The sequence below is a fragment of the Adlercreutzia sp. CNCM I-6207 genome (assembly GCF_977072305.1).
Genome location: NZ_CDRVLZ010000003.1, coordinates 132,515 through 153,112 on the forward strand (window position 1 = coordinate 132,515; position 20,598 = coordinate 153,112).

Annotated in this window: 17 protein-coding genes; 16 read left to right on the forward strand and 1 reads right to left on the reverse strand. The window is 62.7% G+C overall.

The window, feature by feature from the left end; translation table 11 throughout:
* Positions 1-141: 141 nt before the first annotated feature.
* From frr to dxr, 4 genes are all read left to right on the forward strand, one after another.
* On the forward strand, positions 142-705 hold the full coding sequence (frr, locus tag ACW4QM_RS02820; protein ID WP_114538648.1) for a ribosome recycling factor: 564 nt from the start codon (positions 142-144) through the stop codon (positions 703-705).
* A gap of 37 nt (positions 706-742) precedes the next feature.
* Positions 743-1,522, forward strand: coding sequence for an isoprenyl transferase (locus tag ACW4QM_RS02825; RefSeq protein ID WP_022738414.1), 780 nt, complete (start codon positions 743-745; stop codon positions 1,520-1,522).
* A gap of 360 nt (positions 1,523-1,882) precedes the next feature.
* Entirely contained in the window at positions 1,883-2,749 is an 867-nt protein-coding gene (locus ACW4QM_RS02830) for a phosphatidate cytidylyltransferase (RefSeq protein ID WP_227069951.1), read from the forward strand.
* Positions 2,750-2,803: 54 nt separating this feature from the next.
* The gene (dxr, locus tag ACW4QM_RS02835) at positions 2,804-4,066 is read left to right on the forward strand and encodes a 1-deoxy-D-xylulose-5-phosphate reductoisomerase (RefSeq protein ID WP_227069893.1); all 1,263 of its coding nucleotides are present in this window, start codon (positions 2,804-2,806) and stop codon (positions 4,064-4,066) included.
* Positions 4,067-4,089: 23 nt separating this feature from the next.
* On the opposite strand, the gene ACW4QM_RS02840 is transcribed toward dxr, so the two are convergent.
* Positions 4,090-7,908, reverse strand: coding sequence for a VaFE repeat-containing surface-anchored protein (locus ACW4QM_RS02840; RefSeq protein ID WP_455798174.1), 3,819 nt, complete (start codon positions 7,906-7,908; stop codon positions 4,090-4,092).
* A 563-nt stretch (positions 7,909-8,471) separates the two neighbouring features.
* Here ACW4QM_RS02840 and ACW4QM_RS02845 point away from each other — a divergent pair.
* The 12 genes from ACW4QM_RS02845 to ACW4QM_RS02900 all read left to right on the forward strand — a co-directional run bounded on the left by ACW4QM_RS02845 (position 8,472) and on the right by ACW4QM_RS02900 (position 20,591).
* A complete protein-coding gene (locus ACW4QM_RS02845) occupies positions 8,472-9,584 on the forward strand; it encodes a site-2 protease family protein (protein WP_455798175.1) in 1,113 nt (370 codons plus the stop codon).
* 91 nt (positions 9,585-9,675) lie between these two features.
* Positions 9,676-10,746 (forward strand): flavodoxin-dependent (E)-4-hydroxy-3-methylbut-2-enyl-diphosphate synthase, encoded by a 1,071-nt coding sequence (gene ispG / locus ACW4QM_RS02850; RefSeq protein WP_302148062.1) that lies wholly within the window; start codon positions 9,676-9,678, stop codon positions 10,744-10,746.
* Positions 10,743-12,503: a proline--tRNA ligase gene (locus tag ACW4QM_RS02855; protein ID WP_161128357.1), complete on the forward strand. Its 1,761-nt coding sequence runs from the start codon at positions 10,743-10,745 to the stop codon at positions 12,501-12,503. The genes ispG and ACW4QM_RS02855 overlap by 4 nt, the downstream gene beginning before the upstream one ends.
* Positions 12,504-12,764: 261 nt before the next feature.
* Positions 12,765-13,379 (forward strand): helix-turn-helix transcriptional regulator, encoded by a 615-nt coding sequence (locus tag ACW4QM_RS02860; protein ID WP_022738440.1) that lies wholly within the window; start codon positions 12,765-12,767, stop codon positions 13,377-13,379.
* 208 nt (positions 13,380-13,587) lie between these two features.
* The gene (locus tag ACW4QM_RS02865; protein WP_161128358.1) at positions 13,588-14,100 is read left to right on the forward strand and encodes a hypothetical protein; all 513 of its coding nucleotides are present in this window, start codon (positions 13,588-13,590) and stop codon (positions 14,098-14,100) included.
* Between the two features lie 530 nt (positions 14,101-14,630).
* The gene (gene rlmB, locus ACW4QM_RS02870) at positions 14,631-15,383 is read left to right on the forward strand and encodes a 23S rRNA (guanosine(2251)-2'-O)-methyltransferase RlmB (protein WP_041714757.1); all 753 of its coding nucleotides are present in this window, start codon (positions 14,631-14,633) and stop codon (positions 15,381-15,383) included.
* A 15-nt stretch (positions 15,384-15,398) separates the two neighbouring features.
* Positions 15,399-15,941: an NYN domain-containing protein gene (locus ACW4QM_RS02875; RefSeq protein ID WP_022738451.1), complete on the forward strand. Its 543-nt coding sequence runs from the start codon at positions 15,399-15,401 to the stop codon at positions 15,939-15,941.
* 173 nt (positions 15,942-16,114) lie between these two features.
* The gene (locus ACW4QM_RS02880; RefSeq protein WP_161128359.1) at positions 16,115-17,068 is read left to right on the forward strand and encodes a helix-turn-helix domain-containing protein; all 954 of its coding nucleotides are present in this window, start codon (positions 16,115-16,117) and stop codon (positions 17,066-17,068) included.
* A gap of 103 nt (positions 17,069-17,171) precedes the next feature.
* Positions 17,172-17,846 carry a DUF3990 domain-containing protein gene (locus ACW4QM_RS02885; RefSeq protein ID WP_161128360.1) on the forward strand — a complete coding sequence of 225 codons (675 nt, stop codon included), beginning with the start codon at positions 17,172-17,174 and terminating at the stop codon, positions 17,844-17,846.
* The gene (locus ACW4QM_RS02890; RefSeq protein ID WP_161128361.1) at positions 17,833-18,471 is read left to right on the forward strand and encodes a helix-turn-helix domain-containing protein; all 639 of its coding nucleotides are present in this window, start codon (positions 17,833-17,835) and stop codon (positions 18,469-18,471) included. Before ACW4QM_RS02885 ends, ACW4QM_RS02890 begins: the two co-directional genes overlap by 14 nt.
* Before the next feature lie 225 nt (positions 18,472-18,696).
* The gene (locus ACW4QM_RS02895; protein ID WP_302148068.1) at positions 18,697-19,575 is read left to right on the forward strand and encodes a helix-turn-helix domain-containing protein; all 879 of its coding nucleotides are present in this window, start codon (positions 18,697-18,699) and stop codon (positions 19,573-19,575) included.
* Positions 19,572-20,591, forward strand: coding sequence for a DUF4097 family beta strand repeat-containing protein (locus ACW4QM_RS02900; protein WP_302233927.1), 1,020 nt, complete (start codon positions 19,572-19,574; stop codon positions 20,589-20,591). The genes ACW4QM_RS02895 and ACW4QM_RS02900 overlap by 4 nt, the downstream gene beginning before the upstream one ends.
* The last annotated feature ends 7 nt before the right edge of the window (positions 20,592-20,598 follow it).

Consider the following 20,598-nt stretch of genomic DNA (forward strand, 5'->3'; position numbering starts at 1 on the left):
CGCCTGGGGCGCAGGCCGCGCTGGAGCCGCTTGTCGGCGCGACAGCGAGGACGAGCGTATGCCGCGGGTCGCGAGGCTCGTGGCGGATTCTAGAAGGATTTCAGGGGGAGGAGCCCCTGAGTGATTAGGGAGGAAACCCTCATGGCAGATATCGACGAGATTCTGATGAGCGCGGAAGAGCGCATGGAAAAGGCCATCACGGCGCTGAAGGAGAACTTCATGGGCGTGCGCACGGGCCGCGCCAACGCCATGGTGCTCGATCGCATCAAGGTGGACTACTACGGCGTGCCCACGCCGGTGAACCAGATGGCTGGCGTGAAGACGCCCGAGGCCCATCTGCTGGTCATCGAACCTTGGGACAAGGGCATGCTGCGTGCCATCGAGCACGCCATCCTCGAGAGCGATTTGGGCGTGACCCCGAACAACGACGGCTCGGTCATTCGCCTGCCGTTCCCGAGCCTGACCGAGGAGCGCCGCCGCGATCTGGTGAAGCAGTGCAAGACCTACGCCGAGGAAGCGCGCGTGGCCGTGCGCAATGCGCGCCGCGACGCGAACACCGCGATCGAGAAGGCCGTGAAGAACGACAACCTTCCCGAAGACGAATCGAAGCGGGCCGAGGCCGAGATCCAGAAGATGACTGATCGGTTCGTTGCCGAGGTCGACGAGGTTCTGAAGAAGAAGGAAGCCGAGGTCATGGAGATCTAGGGGGTTCACTGGCTTCACGAACGACCGGTGGGTAGGGATGAATAAGGATTTAGATTACATATTTCCGGATCCGCCCGAGGGGGTTGATCCTCGGGCGCTTGATCCGGAGAGGATTCCCGAGTCGGTGGCCATCATCATGGATGGCAACGGGCGCTGGGCCAAGAAGCGCGCGCTGAATCGCCTGAAGGGCCATAAGGCCGGCATCGAGGCGGTGCGAGAGGCCATTCGCTGCGCGTCGGATCTTGGGGTGCGCTATCTGACCATCTACTCGTTTTCCACGGAGAACTGGAAGCGGCCCGAAGATGAGGTCGTGGGGCTGATGGATCTGTTCGCCAAGACCATGCTCGCCGAAGTGGACGGCCTTCATGAAGAGGGCGTGCGCGTGCGAACGATCGGCGATCTCTCGGCGCTTCCCGCAGAGACGCGCGAGGCTTTCGATGAGGCTTGGGAGAAGACGCGCGACAACGACGGTATGACGCTGGTGGTGGCCGTGAACTACGGTGGCCGTCAGGAAATACTGCGCGCTTGCCGGGGCTGCATGCGCGAGGCGGTGCTTTTGGGCGAAGAGACCGGGGAAGTGATAGAGCCTACCGAGGAGATGTTCGAGCGGGGGCTGTACACGTTCGGGATGCCCGACCCCGATCTGGTCATTCGCACTTCGGGCGAGATGCGCATCTCGAACTTCCTGCTGTGGCAGATCGCCTATTCCGAATTCGTGGTCACCGATGTGCTGTGGCCCGACTTCAACCGCTACACCTTCCTGGAGTGCCTGCTCGAGTATCAGGGGCGGAACCGCCGTTTCGGGGGCGTGGCCTAAATGCGCGGGGGGATTTCCGACGAAGAGAAGAAGGATCGAGCCCGAGCGGCGCGCGAGCGATTGCGCCGAGGCGACCATGGTCGTCGCGTGCGTTCGGAAGAGCGCGGAAGTGTGTCGGCTGCCCGTGGGGCAGCGGCTTCTGATGGGAGGAGTGCATCTCCGGGCGAGGCGAGTGCGCCCCCGGAGGAGCGCACTCATTTGCTCGACCGGCTGCAGCCCGATGAGGAACGCGACTTGCCTCCCGTCGTCTGCGATGCGGAATCGGCCCCCGAAGGTCCTCCCTGGCACTACGACCTCTCCGACGAGGAGCGCGCCGCCCGCGAGGAGAAGCGCGAGACGCGCCAGGAGAAGCGCGATCGCCTGAAGCAGAAGGCGTTGGACAAGACGCCGGACAAGCTGCGCAATCCCTCCGATCTTCAAGTGCGTTTCCGTACCGGGGTAATTTACACGGCGGCGACGGTCATCTGCGTGCTGGCCGGCAACATCCCCATGGTGCTCATGCTGATGGTCGTCGCCGGCATTTGCGCCGGCGAGTTCTTCTACATGCTGCGCTCCGATGCGAAGCTGCCCAACGAGATGCTCGGCATCATCGCGGCCGTGCTCTACCCCTTAAGCGTGTACATTGCCGGTCTGGTGGGCGCGATGCTGGTGAGTTTGGCTCTTCTGCTGGCTCTCTTGGTGTGGTACGTGTTCTGGCTGCGGGCCCGCATCCCCGATGTGGGGGTGAGCTTCTTCGGCGCTGCCTACACGGGCCTTTTGCTGTGCGGACTGGTGATTATCCGTGTGTCGCTGCCGGCGCCGTGGGGCGGCGTCTGCGTGCTTCTGCTGTTCTTGTCGGTGTGGGCCAACGACGCCTTCGCCTATTTGGTGGGGAGCAAAATCGGCAGGCACAAACTGGCACCGCGCACGAGCCCGAAGAAGAGCTGGGAAGGGTTCATCGCCGGTCTGGTGGGGTCGGTGATATTTTGGTGCCTCATGACGCTGGTGCCCGGCATCACCATGGCCATTCCTCAGTCTATTGTCTTCGGCATCATTTCCGGCTGCATGGGCGTGCTGGGCGACTTGGCGGAGAGCCGCATCAAGCGAAACTCCGGGTTCAAGGACTCCGGCACCATTATGCCCGGCCACGGCGGCCTGCTCGATCGGAGCGACTCGCTGTTCCTCACCTCCATCACGGCAGCTATCCTTCTGATAGCCGGCGGTTGCATTCCCTATGCTCTTTTCTAGGCGATTCGTCTCGGTTCGCTCTTTGCGTGTCCTGTCATAGTGAAAGGGGTTCTCATGGCCAAACGGCGCATTGCGGTACTCGGCTCTACGGGATCCATCGGTACCCAGACCCTCGATGTCGTGCGCCAGCACGGCGATAAGCTGGAGATCGTCGGCCTTGCGGTGAACAGCTCCTTGGATGTCCTGCTCGCTCAAGCCCGGGAATTCGGCGTGCGCCATCTGGCGGTAGGGAATGCCGCTTTGGCGAACGACCCTCGTTGCGATGAGGCGCGGGCTCTCGTGCGGTCGCTGGCCCTTCCCGAGGGCCAGGAGGGCGTGGAGGCGAGCTTCGGTGTTGGTTCCGAAGCCGTCGTGGCTCTCACCCAACTGCCCGAGGTGGATGTCGTCGTGAACGCTCTGGTAGGAGCAGCTGGCTTGGAGGCGAGCTATGCGACGCTGAAGGCAGGCAAGGTGCTCGCTTTGGCCAACAAGGAGTCGCTTGTGGTGGGCGGCGATCTCATCATGCCACTGGCCGCCTCGGTGGATGCGGCCCGGCGTGCTTCCGGTGCCGCTCCGGCGACAGGGCCGGCAGGCGCGCTCATGCCCATCGATTCGGAGCATGGAGCCATCTACCAATGTCTGCTCGGAGAGAACCCGCGCGAGGTCTCGAAGCTGTGGGTGACGGCTTCGGGCGGCCCGTTCCGGGGCAAGACGATCGCCGACTTGGAGGCGGTCACGCCGGTCCAGGCTCTGGCGCACCCCACCTGGAATATGGGGGCCAAGATATCCATCGACTCCTCGACGCTGATGAACAAAGGGCTCGAAGTCATCGAGGCGCACCACTTGTTCGCGATGCCCTACGATCAGATCGAGGTGGTAGTGCAGCCCCAGAGTGCCATCCATTCGATGGTGGAGTTTACCGATGGGTCGGTTCTGGCTCATTTGGGTACGACCGATATGCGCATTCCCATTCAATTTGCTCTCTCCTATCCCGAGCGGTGGGAGGCTCCCGTGAAACCGCTCGATTTTCGGACGTTGGGCTCGCTGGAATTTGCGGCGCCCGATGTATATACGTTCCGCTGTCTTTCTCTGGCTCGTCATGCAGGTGAGGTGGGGGGCACGCTGCCCGCCGTCATGAATGCTGCCAACGAAGTGGCGGTGGCGGCATTTCTCGCCGAGCAGATCGGCTACCTCGATATCGCCCGCTGCGTCGAGGCGACCATGGACGCCCACGAAGGGGCAGGCGTCCAAGTCGTGGAGAGCCTCGAGCAGCTGAAGGCCGTCGACGCATGGGGCCGCGCCTTCGCAAGCGAGTGGGCCCGGGGGCGGCAGAGTTAGCGGCGCCGCCCCCGGAAGCGTTCTCAGCGGCGCTTGCGGTAGGCGACGAAGGCAGCGCCGGCGCCGGCGACGGCGAGCAGGGCGACCAAACAAATCACCGTAAGGCTCTCGTCTCCCGTTTGAGCGAGGCGAGAGGTTCGGGCGACGCGCGTCGGCTCGGGCTCGTCGGCCTCGGGCTCTGCGGGCTTTTCCGGCTCGTCGCCGCCGGTCGGCGGCAGCGGCAGGTCGGGATAGGCGTAGGAGACGGTCTGCCCCTCATCCTCGATATCGGCGTGGAGGGCCACCTCGATGTCGTCGTGCAGCAGCGATTCGAAGACCACGAGGCTTACGCCGTCCAAGTTGGCGCCGGGAATGGTGATCTCGACATCCACCGTGCCCGAGGATTCCTCGGGGATGAACCGGTGGCTTACCATGACCACTTTATCCTCCACGAGCCACGGGGCGTTTTCCTCTTTGTCCATGAGCACGGCAGATAGCTCGTACTCCTCGCCGGGGGTCAGTCCCTGGTAGCTGGCGGTGTCGATGATGGTGACCTCTTCGGCTGGCACGCCTTCGTGAGTGCCGGTGGCGGCGTCGACGGCCGTTGTGCCGATGGCGATAGGGCTCACGGCGATGGTCTGCTTGCGGTCGGCGAGATCGCGGTGCGAGGCTACTTCGACGCCATCCTGCAGAAGCGTCTCGAAGACGACGAGGTTGGTGTCCTCGGTGATCGCCGAGGCGTCGAAGGCGAAGGTCACGTTTGCGTACCCGTTGTAATCCTCGGGAGCGAACTCAAGCTCGGCGGCGACTTCTTCCTCATTCACGAGGAACGGCTCTCCGGTGGCTTTGTCCATGAGGGTTCCCCGAAGCAGATAGGGCTCTCCGGGCTCTAGGCCAGAATAAGTGACTCGATCGATGACGACGGCCTTGGCATCGGCGCTGATCTGCGTGTCGTACAGATCGTCGGACAGACCGTCGTAGGCACTCGTGCGGATCGTGGGCTTGCCGGTGCCCGTGTTGTTGAGAGTGCCTAAGTCGACGACGAGCCCCTCATCGCTCTCGTCAACCACGATTTCATCGCGGATCATCTCGAAGATTGCGTTGGCCGGGCATCGAAGCTCTTCCAGCTCGTACGTGTCAAAGGGCAGTGCGCCCAGTCCATTGTCCGCAGCGACGGACGCCCCTTCGGCATTGAGACCGAACCAGATCCCCGCTGTGGCATCAAGGGCCTCGGTGTCCAACGTAAGCGGCATCTGGAAGCTGCCGTCAGGAGCGGTGAACTGCGCGTCGTTGGCGTTCGTGTTCGCGTCGTGGGGATGGCCCGGGGTAGATTCCGTGGAAGCGAGCCCGTTCTTGTCCGTGACGAGGATGTGCCATTCGCCGGTCGTCTTCGAGGTGAGCTTGAAGGGGATGCCGGCCAGCTTCGCGGCGCCGTCGGCGCGCTTCATGAAGCGCAGATCGGTGCGGGCGACGCGGTCGGTGACGAGATCGCCGTTCTGCTCTGCATCGAAGGTCTCGATAATCTCGCCATCGGTGTCGGCATCGGTGACGTGGCGCACGTGCACGGTTTCGTCGAGAAGGTAGCCACGCGGTGCCTTCACTTCCTGGATGGCATAGGTGCCGATGGGAAGCGCGATGCGGCCGTTGGAGAGCTTGTAGAACGCATCACCTGCCACCTTGTAAGGAAGCTCTTCGGTTGTTCCGTCGGCCAAAGTGTGTGTGAAGCTGCCCTCCGCCTCGTCGAGCAAGAAGGCGCCCTCGTCGTTGGTGCGCACGACCCAGCTTGCTTGCGGCTCGAGGGTCTTAAGGGCGTCCAGGGAAGCGTTCTTGGCCGCATAATAATCGATGCGGAAGTGGGCGTCGCCGAGGGTGGCGGCACCCTGCGCATGGCTCTGACCGCTTTGAGCATCCTTCTTCTGGATAAGAAGGGAGAGGGGATTCAACTTTGCCTTGTCGCTGACGGCAGTGGTATTCACGCGGGTGACGGAACGATCAGCGACGGTCACGGCATAGGTTCGGCTATCCAGAGCATAGCCCTCCAGAGGGCGCTTGGTCTCGCGCACCCAATAGGAGCCGATGGGCATCTCGTCGATGCGTCCGTAGCCGTCGGCATCGCCGTTCAGGCTCGTACGGATTTCGCGGACGAGCTTTGTGCAGGCCGAGTCCGCGTACACGCCATAGACGGCGCCCGCCAAGGTATAGCCGGGGTGTCCCATCGTGACCTCGGGATAGCCCGACTGCTTGAGCAAGTCGATGGAGCCGCGCATGGGTTCATCGGCAAAGGATACTTGGCACACGACGCTCTCGTCGCTGGTTGCCTCCACGGTCGCCTTCTGGACGGCGCTGTTCAGGCGGAATCCGGGCGGGGCGAACAGTTCGCAGAAGTAATAGTCGCCGCCCTCGATGTCCTCGGCGACCGCACTTCTGCCATCCGCCCCGGTAACGAGGGTAAACGAAGCATTGGCCTGAGCCCAGGTGCGGGCCGCCTGCCAGCTTCCCCAGGCGCCCTTGGCAGCCTGCTCGGCCGCCGCTTCGGCGCTTGCACGAGTGGAGAAGGCGCCGAACACCGCGTTGGCGAGCGAGTAATTCCCGTTGGCGTTGGAGATGGCGGGGTTGGCGGAGGTTTTCACGACCTGGGCGCGCCCGGTGTTGATGGGCTCCACCAGCAGGTAGCCGACAACGTCCTGGAACTCCTTGTTGGTGGCAGCGGATCGAGCATCGATTTTGTAGTAGAACTTGTACCATCCGTTGTACGCGGATTGCGAGCCGGTGTAGGTGCCCTTGTAAGTGATGTAGTTGTCGCCGTTGGGGTTGCTTGCCACGGCGCCGTAGCCGTTGGAAACGCCGGCAGTACCGCAGGTGGCTTGGGCCATGGCGCGGTTGGTGGGTGCGCTTCCCCCGCTGTAGTTGGTGTCCTTGTAGTCGTTGCCCGTGGTGAGGAAGCGAGCGCGGTAGTCGCTGCCGGTGCGCGAGGTGGCGAAGGGCGCATCGGCGCCGTTGCGGGCGGCGATCGTCTCGTAAAGGAACGCGTCCACGACGGCGTCGAAGCTGCTCGATGCGGTGTTCAGCACGTAGTCGTTGAAGTTCGTTCCCTGGGAAACTCCGTTCACCCAGTGCTGAGAGGTGCCGAAGAAAGCGCCGAACCCATAAGAGCCTACCAGATCGCTGGGGAACCCATAGGCCTCCTGTTTGCGGGGCATGTCGACATCGAAGGTTTCGAGGCGCATATAGGGGTTGAGCGCGTAGTGCTTCTCGGTCTGGCCGGGGAAGGCGGCTGCGAAGGGGGCGATGCCGCCAGCCTCGGCGAGGATATCGGGAATGTCCGAGGCGATGGTCGTTGTCTCTTCGCCGACGGTGAGCTCCTGCGGACTCGTGTCGAGGTCGGCGAGCACAAAGCGCTCATAGGCGGGATGTGCGGGCGATAGCTCGAAGACGATGCCGAGGGTGTCCAGGGTGTTCGCATAGGACTCAGGGATGCTTACGGTGCCCGCTGCGGCATCAAGGGAGCACTCATCGGTAATGTCGCGCTGGCGGTCGCCGAAGGTGGCGTAGTGCTCGTACACGGCGAAGCTGAGCGCTTCGTCGAGGCCAAGCACTCCGCCCTCATCGACCGTGGCGACAATGTGCCCTTCTTGCAGGTCGTATGGCGCGGTGATGCTGGCGAAGTCGATGGTCTCGCCCGCAGAGTCTTTAAAGTGGAACATGACGGGCACCCCCTCGGTTTCCGTGGCGACTGCCGAGGTCGCAGGGGCACACATCGCGGGGATGAGGCCTATGAGCAGTAGGAAGGCAAGAACCATGTTGAAAAGGGCGCGGCCTCCTTGGAGGGGCGGGCGCGCGGGGACGGGATCGAGTGAATCCACGGTGACTCCTCTCTGCGCGGCCACGTGTCCGCGCTGCTCGATTGACGAAAGAGAGTCAGGCGTGGGGCGCAATCGTGACGTCCGTGTCTCAAAGGAATGCGGGCTGGAAGGTTTGGCGTACGGCGCCCGATGCCTGACGCCGATAACCTTACGAGAGCCGAGCCGTAGAAATGACGCGGGAATGTCCCAGTTCGTTCCCTCCCTCGACCGTGCGAGAGTCGTATTTTTTTTGCGACGAAAAAGCGGTCGGCGCGAGGAGCTAAAAGGGACTTCGACGGGTTTTCAGTGAGAAAAGGGCGGGACTTCGAGGCGCTCGATTCTCAAGCGGCGGTAGCAAAGGCGCGTGCTTCGCGCTCGCCGAGACGGCAGTCAAGGTGGCGGGCGCAGCCGGCAGATTCGGTGTACGTCCCTCCGAAACCATGGAGGGATCGTAGCCAGCTTGTAGTTATTTTCCGAGACGGCTCTCCAAGGGAAAGACAAAGGGTGCCCGCTTTCTATAATGACCAGCGACACCCGTTCCTGCCCCGCGAGGCAGGAAATCTCTCATATATAAGGAGACATCTGTGGACATCCTCATCATGATCGTCTGCGCCGTTATCAGCATCGGCTTCCTCGTGTTCATCCACGAGGGCGGCCACTACCTGGCCGCTCGGGCCTTCGGCGTGCGCGTGACCGAGTTCATGCTGGGCCTGCCCGGCCCCTCCATCGGCTTCACGAAGGGCGAGACTCGTTATGGCGTCACGGCCGTGCCCCTCGGCGGCTACGCGAAGGTGTGCGGCATGGAGGCCGGCCCTTTGCAGCCGCACCTGCAGGAGGCGCTCGCGTCGCTTTACCGCCGCGGCACCGCCAACATGGAAGACGTGGCCCGCGATTGCGGCATCAGCGACGACGAAGCCTACAATGCCCTGGAAGAGCTGGTGGAATGGGGCAGCGTCATCGGACCTTCCAAGGCCGATCAGTACAACACCTACCGCGCCCCGCGCGTCTCTCCTGGCAAGCGCGCTCTGAAGAAGGCGGCCGCGGCGGGGCTGCCGGCGCCCGCCTCCTACGAGCTGGGCCAAGCTCGCGAAGTGGCCGACCCCCATGCGCTTTACGAGTCCGAGTACCGCCAGCAGTACCGCTCGCTGCCCTTCTGGAAGCGTTCGGTCATCCTTCTGGCGGGCATTTTCATGAACCTGCTTTTCGCCATGCTCGTGTTCATTATCGTGTTCTCGATCATCGGCTTTCAGGTGCAGCATCCTGAAACGGGCGAGATCACGACCATTCACGCATCGGTGCTGCAGGCGCTGCAGGCCGGCTTCATGTACATCGGCATGGTGATTCAGGCGGTGGCGGGCCTGTTCAACCCGGCCACGGCGGCTCAGACGGTGTCCGATTCCACCTCCATCGTCGGCATCGCCGTCATGTCGAAGGACTACTTCCAGGCGGGCCTCGTGGAGGCGTTGGAGTTCATGGCCATGATCTCGGTCTCGCTGGGCATCATGAACCTGCTGCCTATCCCGCCGCTGGATGGCGGCCGCTTCGTGGTGGAAATCTTCCAGAAGGGCACCCGCAAGACAGTGTCTCAGAAGGCCATGAACTATATGTCGCTTGCTGGTATGGCCCTGTTCCTCGGCTTCTTCGTCATCATGCTGAACCAGGACATCCAGAGGTTCGTCTTTGGCAACTGGGGCTAGGGGTTTAAACCTGTCGGACCCTCGCTGACTTCCTTGGGCGGATTCCGGACTTATAATTGGTGAAAGATAACGGTTGGAAAGGAAGTGGTCCGTGACCAAGGAACTGAAGCCCCATGACCGCACGCGGCGTGTGATGGTGGGGGATGTGCCGGTGGGCGGAGGCGCGCCGGTGGCGGTGCAGTCGATGTTGAACGCCCCGGCCGACGATGTGGCCGCCAACCTCGCGCAAATTGAGGCGCTGGCCGAGGCCGGCTGCGAGATCGTGCGCATGGCCATTCCGCGTCGGGACTGCCTGGACGCCTTCGAAGCCGTGTGCGCCGCATCACCCTTGCCCGTGGTGGCCGACATCCATTTCGACGCCCGCATCGCCATCGAGGCGGCGGCCCGCGGCGCGGCCAAGCTGCGCATCAACCCCGGCAACATCGGCGGCCTGGAGGCCACCCGTGAGGTGATCGCCGCGGCGGCTGCGGCGGGTATCCCTATCCGCATCGGGGTGAACGCCGGATCGCTCGATGACGCGCTGGCGGCCCGCGACGACCTGACGCTGCCCGAGAAGCTGGCCGCTTCCGCTACCGAGTATGTGCGCTTCTTCGAAGACGAATGCGACTTCCACGACATCGTTGTGTCGGCGAAGGCCCACGACGTGCAGACCACCATCGACACCTATCGCCTGTTGGCCGCCGAGCTGCCCGAGGTGCCGCTGCACATCGGCGTCACCGAGGCGGGCACCGCCTTCCAAGGCATCATCAAAAGCGCATGCGGCCTGGGCGTCCTTTTGGAAGAGGGCATCGGCGACACCATGCGCATCTCGCTCACGGACGACCCTGTGGTGGAAGTGCGGGCCTGCTGGACGCTGCTCGGCGCCCTGGACTTGCGCCGCCGCACCCCCGAGCTCATCAGCTGCCCCACCTGCGGGCGCTGCCAGGTGAACCTCATCGGGCTGGCGCAGGAAGTGGAAGAGCGCCTCGCTACGGTGGACAAGCCGGTGAAGGTGGCGGTCATGGGGTGTGTGGTAAACGGGCCGGGGGAAGCCGCCGATGCCGATATCGGGGTGGCTTGCGGAGCGGGCGCGGGCGTTGTTTTCTCCCATGGTAAAATCGTCCGCAAAGTGCAAGAGTCGGAAATTGTTTCTGCCCTTATGGAGGAGTTGGAGAACCTATGACCCAGATTCTGCGTATGAGCAACCTGTACGCCCCCACCCTGAAGGAAGACCCGTCGGACGCCGACATCGACAGCGCGCGCCTGCTCCTGCGCGCGGGCATGCTGCGCAAGGCCGCCTCGGGCCTGTACACGTTCCTTCCTTTGGGTTTCCGCGTGCTGAAGAAGATCGAGAACATCGTGCGCGAGGAAATGGACGCTTCGGGTGCCCAGGAGATTCTCATGCCGGTGCTGCAGCCGGCGGAGCTGTGGGAGGAAAGCGGGCGCTTGAACGACTACGGCCCCGAGCTCATGCGCCTTACCGATCGTCACGACCGCGAGATGTGCCTCGGTCCCACCCACGAGGAGATCATCGTGGCGCTCGTGCGCAACGAGCTGCGCTCCTACAAGGAGCTGCCCCAGAACCTCTACCAAATTCAGACGAAGTACCGCGACGAGATTCGCCCGCGCTTCGGTCTTTTGCGCTCTCGCGAATTCGTCATGAAGGACGCCTACAGCTTCAACGCCACCCAGGAGTCGCTGCAGGAAACCTACGACGCCATGGGGAAGGCCTACGGCGCCATCTGCGACCGCTGCGGCTTGGATTACCGCGAGGTGGAGGCCGATGGCGGCCAGATCGGCGGCAAGGTGACCACCGAGTTCATGGCGCTGGCCGAATCGGGCGAGGCCGACCTGGTGTACTGCTCGTGCGGCTATGCGGCCGACGCCGAGGCCGGCGCATGCCTGGCCCGCCCCACGCTGTACGAAGTGGACGCCATGGAGAAGATCGCCACGCCCGACGTGCACACTATCGCCGAGCTGGCCGCGTTTCTGAACATCCCCGAGTCCTCCACGGTGAAGGCGCTGTCCGGCAAGGACGCCGAGGGCAACCTCGTGTGCCTGTTCATTCCCGGCGACCACGAGCTGAACGAGCTGAAGATCGAGGGTCTCGTGCCCGGCTTTACGCTGCTGACTGACGAGGAGATGCTCGCCTTCGGTCTGTGCAAGGGCTCCATGGGGCCGGTGGGGCTGCCGGAGGGCGCCCGCATCATCGCCGCTACCAGCTTGCAGGCCATCCCGCAGTGGGTCGTGGGCGCCAACGAGGACGGCTACCACTACGTGGGCGCGCGTCTGGGCGAGGATTTCCAGGTGGACGAGTGGGCCGATCTGGCCACGGTGAAGCCCGGCGACTGCTGCCCTACGTGCGGACTTCCGTTGGAAGGCGCTCGCGGCATCGAGGTGGCCCAGATCTTCCAGCTTGGCGACAAGTACTCCCGTGCCATGGGCGCCACGTTCATGGACGAAGATGGCGAGGAGAAGCCCTTCATCATGGGCTGCTACGGCGTGGGCATCTCGCGCACGCTGGCCGCCATCGTCGAGCAGCACAACGACGAGCACGGCATCATGTGGCCGCTGTCGGTGGCACCGGCCCATATTTGCGTGGTGCCGCTCACGGTGGGCGATAGCGAGGTGCAGCCCATGGCCGAGAAAATCGCGAAGGATCTGGCCGAGCTCGGCTTCGAGGTGGTCATCGACGACCGTGACGAGCGCGCCGGCGTGAAGTTCAACGACGCCGACCTCATCGGCTGGCCCGTGCAGATTGTCGTGGGCAAGCGCGGCCTGAAAGAGGGCAAGGTGGAGATGAAGCTGCGTCGCACGGGTGAGAAGAAGGAAGTAGCGCTGGACGCTTTGGCCGAGATGATGGGCTTTGCCCGCCGCGCCATGCGCGACAACGTCCTGCACGGCGCCGGCACCGGCGCCTTCGCCGCCATTTTCGGGTAGGGCAATAGACTCCTCAATCGACGAAGACCCCGGATCGCCTCTCGCGTTTCGGGGTCTTTCTCGCATTCGCGCCGAATGGACGCGAGCCGCGCTCAATGCACTAAATGCTTCTACGATCGCTATTTATCTAGAGAAAATCCCTGTTCAGAACCCTTGTCAAAGACTTTTGGCAGGGGTTTTCATTGGCTGCGGGGTTGTGCCAAAGGGTTTTGGTGGTACGCTGCGGCGTGTCATGTCACTCTGATCGCGAAAGGACGTGTTGTGGAACTCAAGGAGCATCTCAAGGAGCACCGGAACCGACTGGGGCTGTCCCAGGAGGACGTGGCGGAGCGCATTTTCGTATCGCGGCAGACCATTTCCAACTGGGAGACCGACCGCACCTATCCCGATGTGCAGAGCCTTCTGCTCTTAAGCGAGATCTTCGGCACGTCCATCGATGAGCTCGTGAAAGGAGACGTGGCAACGATGGAAAAGGCGATTGAGAACGACTGGAAGACAATGAGCCGCCTGACGGTGGCAGCTTGGGCGCTTGTGGGCGTCGGGCTGGTGTGCGTGGCGGTGGGGTTCGCGGTGCCTACGGCCCCCTCCTCGCTCATGCCGAAGTGCACCGAGAGCGAGGTGCTGGGAATTGTGCTGTTTCTTGCGCTGTGGGTTTTAGGATGTATTCTGCTCGGCATGGTGGAGTCGATGAAGAAGAAGTACGACCTGGTCACCTATCGCGACATTGTGGCGTACTCCCGCGGCGAGGAGCCGGTGCGCGACAACGAGGCCTTCGGACGCAAGCACCCGGTAGCTTCAGCCGGCCTGAAAATGGGGGTAAGCGCCGTGTCGGGGTTCGTGGTGGCCTACGTGGTCTTGAAGCTGATCCTGGGATAGCACCCGCGAACGAGCGAATGCGAGCGCACGGGCGCGCAGGCGCGCGCAGGGCGCACGGCTGCGAGCAATCATTCGCGGCAGATTCCCTAACCAAATCAATCAACCTTTGACGGGGCGGTAACGGTGCCGCCCCGTTGGCATACGTGGGGCGGGGGCGCTCGTATAGTAGAGGGTGCGAAATCACCGTCGAGATAAGGGAGGCCCCGAAATGACGACGATTGCCGATGGATTGAAGGACGTGTTCCTGGCTGGTGTGGGCGCCATGGCGCTCGGCGCCGAGAAGACCCAGGAGCTGGTGGAGCAGCTTATCGCCAAGGGCGAGATCACCGTGGAGCAGGGCAAGGCCATCAACTCCGAGGTGCTGAAACAGGCTCAGGCCACCGCCGAGCGCGTGGGCCAGCAGGCCCAGACCGCGGTCGGCGAGGCGGCCCGTGAGGCTCAGGCGGCCGCGAGCCACCTGAACGATCAGGCCAAGACGGCCGCGGAGTTGGCTCACGAGCAGACCGAGGCTGCCGTGTCCATGGCGCGCTCGCAAGCTGAGATGGCTGCCGATGCGGTCAAGAAGGCGACCGAGGGCGCCAAGAAAGACTCTGCTGATTTCGCCACAGCGCTGAAGCACGACGTGCTGGAAGCGCAGATGGCCATGATGACCCCCGAGCAGCGCGCCGAGTTCGCCAAGAAGGCCGCCGAAATCGCCGCCCGCGATGCGAAAGCGGAATAGCTGGCAGGAAATCTTGCCCCGCAGCTCTTCATTTAGGAACAGAAAAAGGAACCCGCATGTCGCGGGTTCCTTTCATAGGGAGGGCTGTAGAGCGCCTTCTACCAGGTGCTGTTGTGCAGATTCTTGCCGAGCAGATAGCCGAAGGTGGTGCAGGCGCCCGCCAGCGGCAATCAACCGGGAAATGCAATTGCAAAACGAGTAGCGTAAACCTGTCAAAGTAAGTGGAATACCTGGCAAAGATATGTTTCACAGCAAGCAGGAGCTCATCGATCTCGTGCTCTTCGGCTCAGGCGTGATGTAAAGGGGCGTTACTCAAGTGAGCTTTAGTAAAGTCGGTTTGAGCGATTGGCTTGTTCGGCTTCCACTCATGCAGCTGGATGATCGGGGCGCGGATGAGGCTGTGCGCCGGGGTGTCGCTCGGGCGACGGCCAGCGTTGATTTGGCGTGATTGGGCGTGCGGCTTCAGAAGGGCCGCAGGGCCGTGGTAAACTTCTCGATTACCATTGAACTACCACGACGAAAGCGATTCCATGGCTGATTTCATTGAAGGCAAGCGTCCGGTTATCGAGGCGCTGCGCACCCACGTGCCGCTGAAGTACATCCTCATGGCCGACAACCTGAGCCAGGGCGACAGCCTGGTGCGCGACATCCAGCGCAAGGCGAAGAACCTGGACGTACCTATTAAGAAGGTGTCGAAGAAGAAGCTCGACGAGGTTTCCGAGCGCGGTAGCCACCAGGGCGTCATGGCTGAGGCGGCTCCGTTCAACTATGTGAACATGACGACGATTCTGGACGCGGCGAAGCAGTCGGCTGAGGAGCACGACGGCCGCGCGCTCATTGTGGTGCTCGACCACATCACCGATGCCGGCAACTTGGGGGCCATCGCCCGTTCGGCCGAGTGCGTGGGCGCTTCCGGCATTGTCATTCCCAACAAGCGCGCCGCCCGCGTGACCGCCGCCACCTACAAAAGCTCGGCCGGGGCTATTTCTCACATTCCCGTCACCCAGGTGGCGAACCTCGTGAGCACCATCGAGCGTCTGAAGGACGAGGGCTTCTGGGTGGCCGCCGCCACCGAGCACGCCTCCGATCTCATTTGGCAGTCGAACCTCAAGGGCAAGATCGCGCTCGTGATGGGCAACGAGGGTGAAGGCGTGTCGCGCCTTGTGCTGGAGAACTGCGATTTCGGCGTGAAGCTGCCCCAGGTGGGAGAGATTTCCTCACTGAATGTGGCCCAGGCCTCCACCGCCTGCATGTACGAGTGGCTGCGCCAGAACTGGGAATAGGCCGCAGATCGCATCATGGCCAAGCAACGCAAGAGACTCCTCATCGTTGACGGGTACAACGTGCTGCGGTCGGGCAGCCGGTACCGGTGGCAGCCGCGGGCCGACGAGGACTACACCGACGACTTCTTCAACGCCGCCCGCGACCGGCTCATCAACGACGTGGTGAACTACGCCGGGCGCGACATGGGCGCCATCATCGTCTTCGACGCCGCCGATAACGAGCTTTCGGAAGGCTCGCGCACGAAGATCGGCGGCGTGCAGGTGATCTTCTCCCCGGCGGGGCAGTCGGCCGACAAGGTGATCGAGAAGCTGGCCTACGACGCGGGCAAGCGCGGGGTGGAGACCATGGTGGTCACGAGCGACGCGGCCATTCAAGACACGGTGTTCGGCGGCGGCGTCGATCGCATGAGCGCCGACGGCTTCTCCCATGAGATGGGCGAGTACTACGAAGATGCGCGTTTGGATGACACCCCGAAGGTGGCGCGCAAGAACACCGTCGCCGAGCGCATTCCCGCCGACACCCTGGCGCGCCTGAAGGCATTGCGGGACGGCCGCTAGCGAGCGCGAATGCTGCCATGCGCGTGGTGACCGCTGGGGTATTTTCCCAGTTCAGCGCTTCCGCAACCAATAATTGCGGAAAATGACAACGCGAATTGGTTCCGTGGCAAAGAGGTTTTCGGTAGGCTCCAAGGCGTTTTTGAGAGGCAATCGCAGAAGAAAGGCAGCACACCATGAATGTCGAAATCGCCGAGCGCTTGGCCGCGCGCCGAAAGCTTGCAGGGCTGTCGCAGGAGGCCCTCGCGGAGAAGTTGGGCGTGTCGCGCCAGGCTGTTTCCAAATGGGAGCGCTCAGAGTCGTCGCCTGACACCGACAACCTCATTGCCCTGGCGAAGCTCTACGGGGTGTCGCTGGATGAGCTTTTGTACGTGGACGAGTCCATCGAGGACGACGTGGCCTTCGAAGCCGCCGACCGCGCGGAAGTGCGTGGCGCGAGCAGGGTTGTCGTCGCGGAAGCTTCGGAAGAGACGGCTTCGCCAGAGGGCGGTGGCGTTGGCGATGCATGTGATGCCGAGACAGCCGAGGGCGTTGACTTCGAAAAGGAGGGCCGCGGCAAGGTGCCCTTCGGGCCCGGTGGCATTCACGTGGACGACGGCAAGGACCATGTGCACGTGTCCTGGGCCGAGGGCGTGCACGTGGTCGACCGCCACGGCGAAGAGGTGCACGTCGGTTGGGACGGCGTGCGCGTCAACACGACGGATCCTGAGGCGGCAGAGCATATCTTCACGCGTGACAATCCCTTCGGGGTATCACCCGGTGACTTCGATGCAGACAGGGCTAAGAAGTGGCTGAAGTTCCCCTTCTGGGCCTTGGTGATTGTGGGCTACCTCGCCTTCGGGATGCTCAGCGGCATTTGGGGGCCGACGCTCTTTTTGCTGTTCCTCATTCCGACCTATTACATTGTGGGCGCGGCAGTCGCATCTCGCCGCATCGCTCCCATGCTGTGCGCGCTGTATCCTATTGGTGCGATCGCCTGGTTCCTTTGGATGACCTTCGTCGATGTTCATTGGCATGGCCCCGCTTGGGTCATCTTCCTCACGATTCCGCTCGTGGAAGTCATCATCGTTCAACTCTCCAAATGGTGGAACGCCCGCAAAGGCAACGATGCCAAGGGCGACGTCGCCTAGGGCTTGCAGTAAGCCAAGCAAGATTCCGTGGCGTATCTTAGATATCTCTGGAGAGATATCTATGCTATACTTCTGGAAGTATCTCTGGAGAGATAGGTAAACTATGGAACTTATGCCTCTATTTCATGGATCGCCTCAAATAGTGGCGCATCCTTTCTACGGTGGTGGTAGGCCATATAACGACTACGGCCGCGGGTTTTATTGCACCGAGCATATCGAATTGGCGCGCGAGTGGGCCTGCTCCGAAGAAGGCTACGACGGCTACGCTAACGAGTATCGCTTCGATGGCCGCGGCCTTAAGGTTCTTGAACTCTCCTCTCCGGAATACTCGACGCTTCATTGGCTGGCGCTGTTGCTGGAGCATCGCAAGATCGATCTGCGCACCCCGGTGGCTCAAGCGGGTAGCGAGTTTCTTCGTGCCCACTACCTGCTGGATGCGGAGTCGTTCGACGTTATCGTGGGGCACCGTGCTGATGACAGTTACTTCACCTTCGCCCGCGCCTTTTTGCGAAACGATATTTCTTTGGAGCAGTTGACGTGGGCTTTGCATCTCGGTGATTTGGGCCAGCAGATCGTACTCAAGAGCCCGGAGGCATTCAAGGCCATCGAGTTCGTCGAAGCCACAGTGGCGCCCAGCGCCGTTTACTACCCTAAGCGGAAGGAGCGCGACGAGAAGGCGCGGGCGCTCTATCGCGAGGAGGCTGCCCGGCAGGGCATCGACGGTATTTTCTTGCGCGACCTTTTGCGAGAAGAGGTGACCGATCTTGCAGGCCTATAGCGAAGATTATCTGTTCGATGCCATGGAGGTGCTGGGCGAGGCATTCGATTGCGCGGCCAACCGTGTCAACTTGGGGCTCGACCAGTTCTTTGAAATGTTCGTAGCGACAGGGGTTGCCGATGCGTTCGGCGCCGGCGCCCCGCGCTATGTGAGTGGTTCGTCAGGCATCGAGCTGGTGCTTGACGTGTGCTATCGGGCCGGGCTGGATATCGGCGTGCCTCTGGCCGATATGGCGTCCGACGGGGAAGGGCCCGACTATTGGTGCGGTTGGGTTCTGGCCTACTGGCAGTGGGAGACGGGCCGCCCGTTCCGAACCATCGGGCGCGTGACGACCATGGAAGAAATTCGCGCGCTGTACTGGCCGCTCCACGAAGCGGCAGAGCAGAAGTTCGTCGAAGCGATCGAAGAGCGCGTAGCCCGGCGGGGCGCTCCTCTGAAGTCGTGGCGCGAGCAAAGGGGTCTTTCCCAGGTGGCGCTGGCGGAGAAATCGGGTGTGTCGCTGAGGGCGATACAGCAGTACGAGCAGCGCTGCAAGGACATCAATCACGGTCAGGGCGCATCGCTCTATCGGCTCGCTCAGACGCTGGGTTGCCGCATCGAGGATTTGCTCGAGTATCCGCTATGACTGACGGGATTGATGGCTTGCGTCGCGAAGGCGGCGCGAGTGGTCGTGGGCTGGCTGCCTTAAGAAAGGCGCAAATTACCTGTTCGTGGGTGGGGCAACCAGTGGTTGTCGGAGATTTTTCGCTCGGTTCTGGTAAATTGACCACATAAGGTGCTGGTGCAACCAGGGTTGAAACCATAGGGTGAAAGGCGAGATGTGACGAACAAGACGCGAAAGGGAACCGTGATGAACGTCGAAATCGCCCAACGCCTTGCCGAATTGCGCCGTGAGCGCGGGTTCTCCCAAGAGGGGCTGGCCGAGCAGCTGGGGTTGTCGCGCCAGGCCGTTTCCAAGTGGGAGCGCGCCGAGTCGGCGCCCGATATGGGAAACCTTATTGCCTTGGCCGACTTGTACGAGGTGACCCTGGATGAGCTTCTGCGTGTGAGCCCCGAGGTGGCCGACGATGTGCGCTTTGAGTCCCAGGAGCGCGCCGAATCGGTGGAAACCGAGGCCGCTGCTGCGGCGGAGGCGGCCCTGGCGGCTGCGGCGCGGGCCGAAGCGGCGGCTGCGACGGCAGCTGAGGCGCCCGACGTGCCAAAAGTGGTCGTGGAAGTGAGCGCGCCCGCTGCGACGTCGGGAGGCTTCCCGCCGCCTGCTCCGTCCCCTGGACAGGCCGGTGCTTCCGGCCGAGGGGCGCCGCACGGGTTCTCGCCTTCCACATACGGAGCGCCGGGCCATCGGCCACCGAGTGCGGGCTATGGCCCTGGCGCGTCTTCGCACGGTTCGCCGGCATCGCCGCAGAGCCCGGGTTCCTACCCTTCTGGCTCTCGCCCACCGGGTTCCATTCCGCCGGCATCCTCGGTGCCCATTGCGCCGCCACCGACGCCCCAACCGAAAGATCCGCTGCAGTCGTTTCCCTACCCGCTTCTGTGCGCGGTCATCTTCCTACTTGCTGGTTTCTGCTTCGGCTGGTGGCATCCCGGCTGGGTGATCTTCCTCACCATTCCCTTCTACTATTGGGTGGTGAACACCTTGGAGGCTGATCCGGCTTATCAGACATGGTTGGCCGAACGCCAGAGCGTCGCAGCGAAAAGTGATTCCTCCTCAGAAGGAGGCGCCCAATGAAGCTGGAACGGAGCACCTATGTGAAGATCGCGCTCATCGTGCTGCTCTGTTTGGGCGTGTGCGGATTTTTCGGCGGCTGCGGTCGTGGCGTGGTCGTTGCTCCGCTGGGCTCGCTGCTTGCGCCCGGTGGCTTGATGGGCTGTGTGGGCTGGAACGCCATGGGCGAGATCGCCGGATATGCGGGAGATGCGGTCGGCGAGATGGCCGGATATGCGGGTGATGCCGCGAGCGAGGTGGCGGATGCGACGCTGCGCAGCGGTGTGCGCGGCGGCGTTGCATCGACTTCCGAGGGCAGTCATTTCGAAATCGACTCCAGTGAGGTAAACGCCATCGATCTGAACTGGCTCGCCGGGTCGGGCTCCGTGCGCGTGGTGCCCGATAGCGAGACCGACGGCAAAATTGTCGTGAACGAAACGATGCACGGCGGTCCGCAACCTGTTATGGCCTGCAGCACGAACGGCGGTGTGCTTTCCATCGACTATATGGAGGGCAACGGCGGCCTATCGGGATGCTCGCTCGGCACATGGGGCAGCAAAGACGTGGAGGTGCTTATCCCCGAATCGGCGGCGTCTCTTGAGCGCTTCGTTCTTGAGGCAGCCTCGGGTGAGTACGGTATCGACGGGGCCGACGCCATGCTGTGCGAGAAAATGGAACTCGATGTCGCCTCGGGTTCCGTCTCAGTGAGCCAGATGTCGGTGACCGACCTCGAGCTGAGCCTCGCAAGTGGCAATGTCGCTTACGAAGGCTCTATCGCCAAGACGCTGCACATCGATCAGGCTTCAGGGGAGTTCTACTTCGGCCCGTGCTTGTCGGCCCCGGAGACCATCTCTGGATCGCTTGCCTCCGGACACATCGTTTTGGAGCTACCGGCCGATACCGCGCTGACGGCGCAGGTGGATAAAACCTCTGGGAACTTCACGAACGACTTCGCCGGTTCCGCTGGAGATCCGTCGCACTCCTGCGATCTCACCTTCGACATCATAAGTGGCAACCTGGAAGTGCTCAGCGCTGAGTAAAGAGCAT

What these genes read in the sequence shown, in the direction of transcription:
- dxr (WP_227069893.1), top strand. Translation starts at nt 2,804, where the DNA reads ATGGCCAAACGGCGCATTGCGGTACTCGGCTCTACGGGATCCATCGGT.
- ACW4QM_RS02900 (WP_302233927.1), top strand. Translation starts at nt 19,572, where the DNA reads ATGAAGCTGGAACGGAGCACCTATGTGAAGATCGCGCTCATCGTGCTG.
- frr (WP_114538648.1), top strand. Translation starts at nt 142, where the DNA reads ATGGCAGATATCGACGAGATTCTGATGAGCGCGGAAGAGCGCATGGAA.
- ACW4QM_RS02880 (WP_161128359.1), top strand. Translation starts at nt 16,115, where the DNA reads ATGAATGTCGAAATCGCCGAGCGCTTGGCCGCGCGCCGAAAGCTTGCA.
- rlmB (WP_041714757.1), top strand. Translation starts at nt 14,631, where the DNA reads ATGGCTGATTTCATTGAAGGCAAGCGTCCGGTTATCGAGGCGCTGCGC.
- ACW4QM_RS02885 (WP_161128360.1), top strand. Translation starts at nt 17,172, where the DNA reads ATGGAACTTATGCCTCTATTTCATGGATCGCCTCAAATAGTGGCGCAT.
- ACW4QM_RS02825 (WP_022738414.1), top strand. Translation starts at nt 743, where the DNA reads ATGAATAAGGATTTAGATTACATATTTCCGGATCCGCCCGAGGGGGTT.
- ACW4QM_RS02855 (WP_161128357.1), top strand. Translation starts at nt 10,743, where the DNA reads ATGACCCAGATTCTGCGTATGAGCAACCTGTACGCCCCCACCCTGAAG.
- ACW4QM_RS02895 (WP_302148068.1), top strand. Translation starts at nt 18,697, where the DNA reads ATGAACGTCGAAATCGCCCAACGCCTTGCCGAATTGCGCCGTGAGCGC.
- ACW4QM_RS02875 (WP_022738451.1), top strand. Translation starts at nt 15,399, where the DNA reads ATGGCCAAGCAACGCAAGAGACTCCTCATCGTTGACGGGTACAACGTG.
- ACW4QM_RS02865 (WP_161128358.1), top strand. Translation starts at nt 13,588, where the DNA reads ATGACGACGATTGCCGATGGATTGAAGGACGTGTTCCTGGCTGGTGTG.